6 protein-coding genes and 1 pseudogene are annotated in these 5,553 nt (G+C 66.0%); 4 read left to right on the top strand and 3 right to left on the bottom strand.

Annotated elements, in window-relative coordinates; genetic code table 11:
• Positions 1–283, bottom strand: a pseudogene (locus A9W96_RS31645) (slipin family protein); the annotation flags it as partial.
• A gap of 144 nt (positions 284–427) precedes the next feature.
• On the opposite strand from A9W96_RS31645, the gene A9W96_RS21725 reads away from it, so the two are divergent.
• Both A9W96_RS21725 and A9W96_RS21730 read left to right on the top strand, forming a co-directional pair.
• Positions 428–1,213 (top strand): universal stress protein, encoded by a 786-nt coding sequence (locus tag A9W96_RS21725; RefSeq protein WP_067142972.1) that lies wholly within the window; start codon positions 428–430, stop codon positions 1,211–1,213.
• A 203-nt stretch (positions 1,214–1,416) separates the two neighbouring features.
• The gene (locus A9W96_RS21730; RefSeq protein WP_067142974.1) at positions 1,417–1,881 is read left to right on the top strand and encodes a group III truncated hemoglobin; all 465 of its coding nucleotides are present in this window, start codon (positions 1,417–1,419) and stop codon (positions 1,879–1,881) included.
• Here A9W96_RS21730 and A9W96_RS21735 read toward each other — a convergent pair.
• Both A9W96_RS21735 and A9W96_RS21740 read right to left on the bottom strand, forming a co-directional pair.
• Positions 1,823–2,254, bottom strand: a complete 432-nt coding sequence (locus A9W96_RS21735) for a pyridoxamine 5'-phosphate oxidase family protein (RefSeq protein ID WP_066865185.1) — start codon at positions 2,252–2,254, stop codon at positions 1,823–1,825. The two genes, A9W96_RS21730 and A9W96_RS21735, sit on opposite strands and share 59 nt — an antisense overlap.
• 72 nt (positions 2,255–2,326) lie before the next feature.
• Positions 2,327–3,688, bottom strand: coding sequence for an FAD-dependent oxidoreductase (locus A9W96_RS21740; protein WP_066879263.1), 1,362 nt, complete (start codon positions 3,686–3,688; stop codon positions 2,327–2,329).
• Between the two features lie 171 nt (positions 3,689–3,859).
• Between A9W96_RS21740 and prfB the strand changes: the two genes are divergently transcribed.
• Both prfB and A9W96_RS21750 read left to right on the top strand, forming a co-directional pair.
• Positions 3,860–4,972: a peptide chain release factor 2 gene (gene prfB / locus A9W96_RS21745; RefSeq protein ID WP_066865179.1), complete on the top strand. Its 1,113-nt coding sequence runs from the start codon at positions 3,860–3,862 to the stop codon at positions 4,970–4,972.
• Positions 4,962–5,553, top strand: a 592-nt coding sequence (locus tag A9W96_RS21750) for a mechanosensitive ion channel family protein (RefSeq protein WP_231999779.1), incomplete at its 3' end; no start/stop codon positions are given. The genes prfB and A9W96_RS21750, both read left to right, overlap by 11 nt.

The following is a 5,553-nucleotide window of genomic DNA, read 5'->3' on the forward strand; positions in this document are numbered from 1 at the left end:
ACGCGCGATGGTTGAGGTTGTCGACCACTTCCTGCAGCGTCTCGGGATGCCGCAGGAACGGCGTGATGATGCCGACCGGTAGCGGGGAGACGACGGTCGAGTTCTGATCCGCCCCCAACTCCAGCAGCGTCTGCACGTACCGCGGCTGCAGCGACGCCGGACTCTCGGACAGGGTCGGCGGCTTCGCGCAGTTCCTCGGACGCCTGCAGCTCCCCGCGGCCGTTGATGACCTTCGCGGGAATTTCGACGCCTTGATCTCCACGACGCGCACTTGCACACCCCAGATTCCGTTTCACCGGCCGAGCCATAGGGTCCAATGGCATCAATTCGAGGACCAATGCCTCTGGGGGAGCGGGGTTTACGGGCAATAACCTCGCGGGTGAACGGTGTAGAAATCACCTTCTTCCGCTCGATGAAGGAAGCCGCGATGAGCAACATGTATCAAGCTCCCGCAATTCTGGTAGGCGTTGACGGGTCCAGGGCGGCGATACAAGCGGCACTCTGGGCGATCGATGAGGCGGTCAGCCGCGACATCCCCCTGCGACTGGTCTATGTCATCGACCCGCACGATGCTTCGGGCGCGCGCGCCATCGATACCCGCTTCGCCGTCGCTCGTGCGGCGCTGGCCGACGCCCGTCGGGCCGTCGACGCCGTCGGCGAGCCGGTCAAGGTGGAAACCGATATCCTATGGGGCCGAACGGTTTCCAAGCTCCTCGAGGAATCGCGGTCGGCGGTCATGATCTGCATCGGACGGATCGGGCTCAACCATGCCCGCCACGGCGGACCCGCGGTTGCGGCGTGCCTGATCCGCTCGGCGCTGTGTCCGGTCGCCGTGATCCAAGGGTCGACTGCCGCGCAGGTCAGCGGCGTGGTGGTCGAAGCAGACAACGGCAAGGTGCTGCGGCACGCCTTCGACGAAGCGCGACTGCGTGCAACGCCGCTGCGGGCGCTGTCGGTGGCGCAGGGCTCCGACGCGGGTGACACCAGACCCGGAAAGCCTTCGGTGCAAGCGCATTTGGATCGCCGGCTGGCGCCGTGGATGCGGTTGTATCCCGACGTGCAGGCCGTGCCGGCGATCGTGGCCGGCGGTGTGGACCGGTACCTGCGTGCCCAGCACGAAGCGGCCCAGCTGGTGGTCGCGGACTCCTATCGGGCCGAGGAGTTGTGCCATGCGGGTCACTCGGTGCTCGCGATACGGTGCGGCAACCTGTAACTGGGGTCAGACCCACCCCTGTGATCTGAAACATACTGCCCCGCAGCGGTCGTCGCGGTCGCTGGCGCACACGAACGCGAAATTTTCCTCCCCGGGTGTCCCCGTCGCCGTCGAGGGACTTATGGCCCTGTCCCGCAGCCACCCCGCCGGACAAGATGGTGTTACCGTAAGTCGCAGATAGATTGAGGAGTCCCGTGAGCCAGCTGACGACGGTCGAGGCGGGTGCAGACCTGGTCGAGCGCGCCGATGTGGAGGCCCTACTGCGCCGTTTCTACGCGCGGGCGTTGGATGACGAGGTCCTGGCCGAGCCGTTTGCCGGGTTGCGGGCCACCGGGCTTGAGGCCCACGTTCCGACGATGTGCGACTTCTGGGAGACCGTGCTGTTCCGGGAAGGGCTCTATCGCGGCAGCGCGTTACAGGCGCACCGCGAGATCCACGCGCGTGCCCCGCTGTCGGATCGTCACTTCCGTCGCTGGCTCACGCTGTGGCACAACACCGTTGATGAGATGTATCGCGGTCCGGCCGCCGATCGGGCGAAGGTTCAGGCCGGGCGGATCGCCTGGGCCATGCACCGCCGACTCACCGGAGCGGAGGCGCCTGAGCTTCTCGTCACGCAACCGGCTCGTGACGGTCAGGCTCCGGACCGAACCGGAAATTGCGGCCGGTGACCTCGGTCGGGGTGATGCGCACGTAGTGCGGTTTGAGCGTCGCCGTCCACGGCAACAACTGCGCGCGCTCGGCGCGTTGAATGTCCGCGTCCGTCTTCAGCAAGCGCGCGCGGCCGCGCACGATGACGCTCCAGCCTTCGATGACGTTGTGATCGTCGACCTCGAAGACCACCGCGTGATTGGCCACCGCCGAGAACAGTTTGGTGCCCTCCGCGGTGCGGAACAGCACGGTGCGGTCCTGCGCGACGAAGTTGACGGGGAAGATCTCGGGCTCGCCGGCGAAATTGGTGACCAGCCGGCCCAGCGCGACACTGCCCAACAGCTTCCAGTTCTCGTCCTCGGAGAGCACGGTCACTGGTTGGTCGTTACCCACCCGCCCAACGCTACGGAGGATTGACGTCGTTGAGTAGAGCCCTTCGTACTCGGCGCCGCCGAGCACGAGCGCTCAGCCGTGGCTGACCCCCAGCAACTTGGCCAGACTCGGCAGCTTGACGCGGGGACGACCGTGCGGTTCGCCGGCCGCCCGCTCATGGGCGTCGATGAGGTCCCAGTGGGCCGAGGTGACCAGCTTGGGCTGGCGCGACGCCAGCCATTCGGCAAGTCGGTCGGCGTGGTCGTCCGGGAGATCCGCGAGATCGTCGGCGCCGGTCAGATCGGCGAGCAGCGTGTCCACGGTGTCCTGGGAGTCCTTCTTATTGGTGCCGATGACGCCGGTCGGTCCCCGCTTGATCCAGCCGACCACGTATTCATTGCGGCTGCCTTCGATCCGGCCGCCGCTGTTGGGGATCGTGGCGGTCTTGTCGTCGAAGGGAAGCCCCGGCGTGGGCACCCCGCGATAACCGACCGAGCGCACCACCAGCTGGACCGGTAGCTCCTCGCGCTCGCCGGTGTCTCTGGCGGAAACCCGGCCGTTGTCATCGGTGACCAGCTCGTTGCGGCCCAGCACGATCGCTTCGACCCGGTCCTTACCCTTGATCTCGATCGGGGAGGTCATGAAGCGCAGCACGATGCGGCGGTGTCCGGGGCGTGGCTCGCGCTTGGCGTAATCGCGCAGCACGTTGATGTTCTGCTTCGCCGTCTTGCCCACCGCCGCGGCGTCTTCGTCGCTCACGTTTTCGAGCTGGGCGGGGTCGACGATCACGTCGACGTTTTCCAGGTCGCCCAGCTCACGAAGCTCGAGGGTGGTGAACGCGGTCTGCAGCGGTCCGCGCCGACCGATGACCACCACCTCGTCGACGCCGCACGGTCGCAGCGACTCCAGCGCATGGTCGGCGATGTCGGTTTGTCCCAGCACGTCGGGGTCGGTGACCAGAATGCGTGCGACGTCGAGCGCGACGTTCCCGTTGCCGACGACCACGGCGCGGGCGCCCGAGAGGTCGGGCGTGGCTTCCTCGAAGTTCGGGTGCGCGTTGTACCAACCCACGAAATCGACGGCGGCGATGCTGCCCGGCAGGTCTTCGCCGGGGATGTTGAGCGCCTTGTCGGATTGCGCCCCGACCGCATAGACGACGGCGTCGTAGCGCTCGGCGAGCTCGTCGGCCTGCACGTGCTCGCCGACCGAGATGTTGCCGAAGAAGCGGAAGCGCGGATCCTGGGACGTCTTCTCGAATTGCTTGCTGATCGACTTGATCTTCGGGTGATCGGGCGCGACACCGGAGCGCACCAGCCCCCACGGGGTGGGCAGCATCTCCAGCATGTCGACCGCGATATCGATGTCGGCGGACCCGTCGGCCGCCTTGAGCAAGGAGGAGGCGGCGAAGAAACCCGACGGGCCGGAACCAACGATTGCAACGTGATAAGGACGCATACTCGACCTTCTATTCGTGCCCGGTTAGCGCCGGGGGCTCCCGGAAAGGCCGGCGCGCAGAGCGGGTCGCACATGATCGTGACTCGATGCTAAACGCATGACCGCTGGTCGTGGCCTGGACACTCGCTGCGAGCTCAGCCGCGTGGGAGGCCCCGGGTAACGTGGTCGGCTGTGGAACCCGACCGTCAAGCCGATATCGCCGCACTCGATGCCACCCTGACCACGGTGGAGCGGGTGCTCGATGTGGACGGTCTGCGCAAGCGCATCGAGAAGCTCGAGCACGAGGCCTCCGATCCCCAGTTGTGGGATGACCAAGCCCGGGCCCAGCGGGTGACCAGTGAGTTGTCCCACGCCCAGGGCGAGCTGCGCAGGGTCGAGGAGCTGCGCGGACGGCTGGACGATCTGCCGGTGCTCTACGAGCTGGCGGCCGAGGAGGGGGAAGGTGCGGCCGACGCGCTGGCGGAGGCCGACGCCGAGCTGAAAGCGCTGCGCGCAGACATCGAAGCCACCGAGGTGCGCACCCTGCTGTCGGGGGAGTACGACGAACGCGAGGCGCTGGTCACCATTCGTTCCGGCGCGGGCGGCGTGGACGCCGCCGACTGGGCCGAGATGCTGATGCGGATGTACATCCGGTGGGCCGAGCAGCACAAGTATCCCGTCGAGGTGTTCGACACGTCCTACGCCGAAGAGGCCGGCATCAAGAGCGCGACGTTCGCCGTGCACGCGCCGTTCGCCTACGGCACGCTGTCCGTGGAGCAGGGCACCCACCGGCTGGTGCGCATCAGCCCGTTTGACAACCAGAGCCGGCGCCAGACATCGTTCGCCGAAGTCGAGGTGCTCCCGGTGGTGGAGACCACCGACCACATCGACATTCCGGAAGGCGATGTGCGCGTTGACGTTTACCGCTCGAGCGGCCCGGGAGGCCAATCGGTGAACACCACCGACTCTGCGGTACGTTTAACCCATATCCCGACGGGTATCGTCGTGACTTGCCAGAACGAAAAGTCGCAGTTGCAGAACAAGATCTCGGCGATGCGAGTGCTTCAGGCAAAGTTGTTGGAACGCAAGCGATCCGAAGAACGCGCTGAACTAGACGCGTTAAAAGGCGAAGGTGGCAGCTCGTGGGGCAATCAGATGCGCTCCTACGTTCTGCAGCCCTATCAGATGGTCAAGGACCTGCGAACCGAGTACGAGGTTGGCAACCCTGCGGCCGTCCTGGATGGAGACATCGACGGATTCCTGGAAGCGGGAATCCGTTGGCGCAACCGAAAAGATGACGAATAACACAAGCATTCTCGCCGCATCGATGACGCACCGCTGGCACGACTTTTGGCGGGGCGAAGTCGGTGAATGGATCATCGCCAGGGGTCTGCGCATCGTCATGGTGCTGATCGCGGCAGTGTTGGCGGCCCGTTTCGTCAACTGGGTCGCACAGCAGGTGACCCGCCAGCTCAACTTGGGCTTCGTCGAAAGCGACGCGCTGGTGCGATCGGAGGCCTCGAAACACCGCCAGGCCGTGGCGTCGGTGATCTCGTGGGTGTCGGTCGTCATCATCGGCATCTGGGTCATGATGCAGCTCGCCGAGATACTGCAGTTCTCGATCGGGGGGCTGGTGGCGCCGGCCACCGTGGTCGGCGCCGCGCTGGGTTTCGGCGCGCAGCAGTTGGTCAGGGACCTGCTGTCCGGCTTCTTCATCCTGGTGGAGCGCCAGTACGGCTTCGGAGACCTGGTGACCATCACCGTCGTGTCCGCGACGGACGCGACCGGCACGGTTGAGAACGTGACGCTGCGGGTCACCCGGCTGCGCTCACCCGATGGCGAAGTGTTGACCATCCCCAATGGGCAGATCGTCAAGGTGGTCAACC

This window comes from Mycobacterium sp. 1245852.3, from assembly GCF_001669335.1.
GTDB classification, from domain to species: domain Bacteria; phylum Actinomycetota; class Actinomycetes; order Mycobacteriales; family Mycobacteriaceae; genus Mycobacterium; species Mycobacterium europaeum_A.

What these genes read in the sequence shown, in the direction of transcription:
- A9W96_RS21740 (WP_066879263.1), bottom strand. Translation starts at nt 3,688, where the DNA reads ATGCGTCCTTATCACGTTGCAATCGTTGGTTCCGGCCCGTCGGGTTTC.
- A9W96_RS21725 (WP_067142972.1), top strand. Translation starts at nt 428, where the DNA reads ATGAGCAACATGTATCAAGCTCCCGCAATTCTGGTAGGCGTTGACGGG.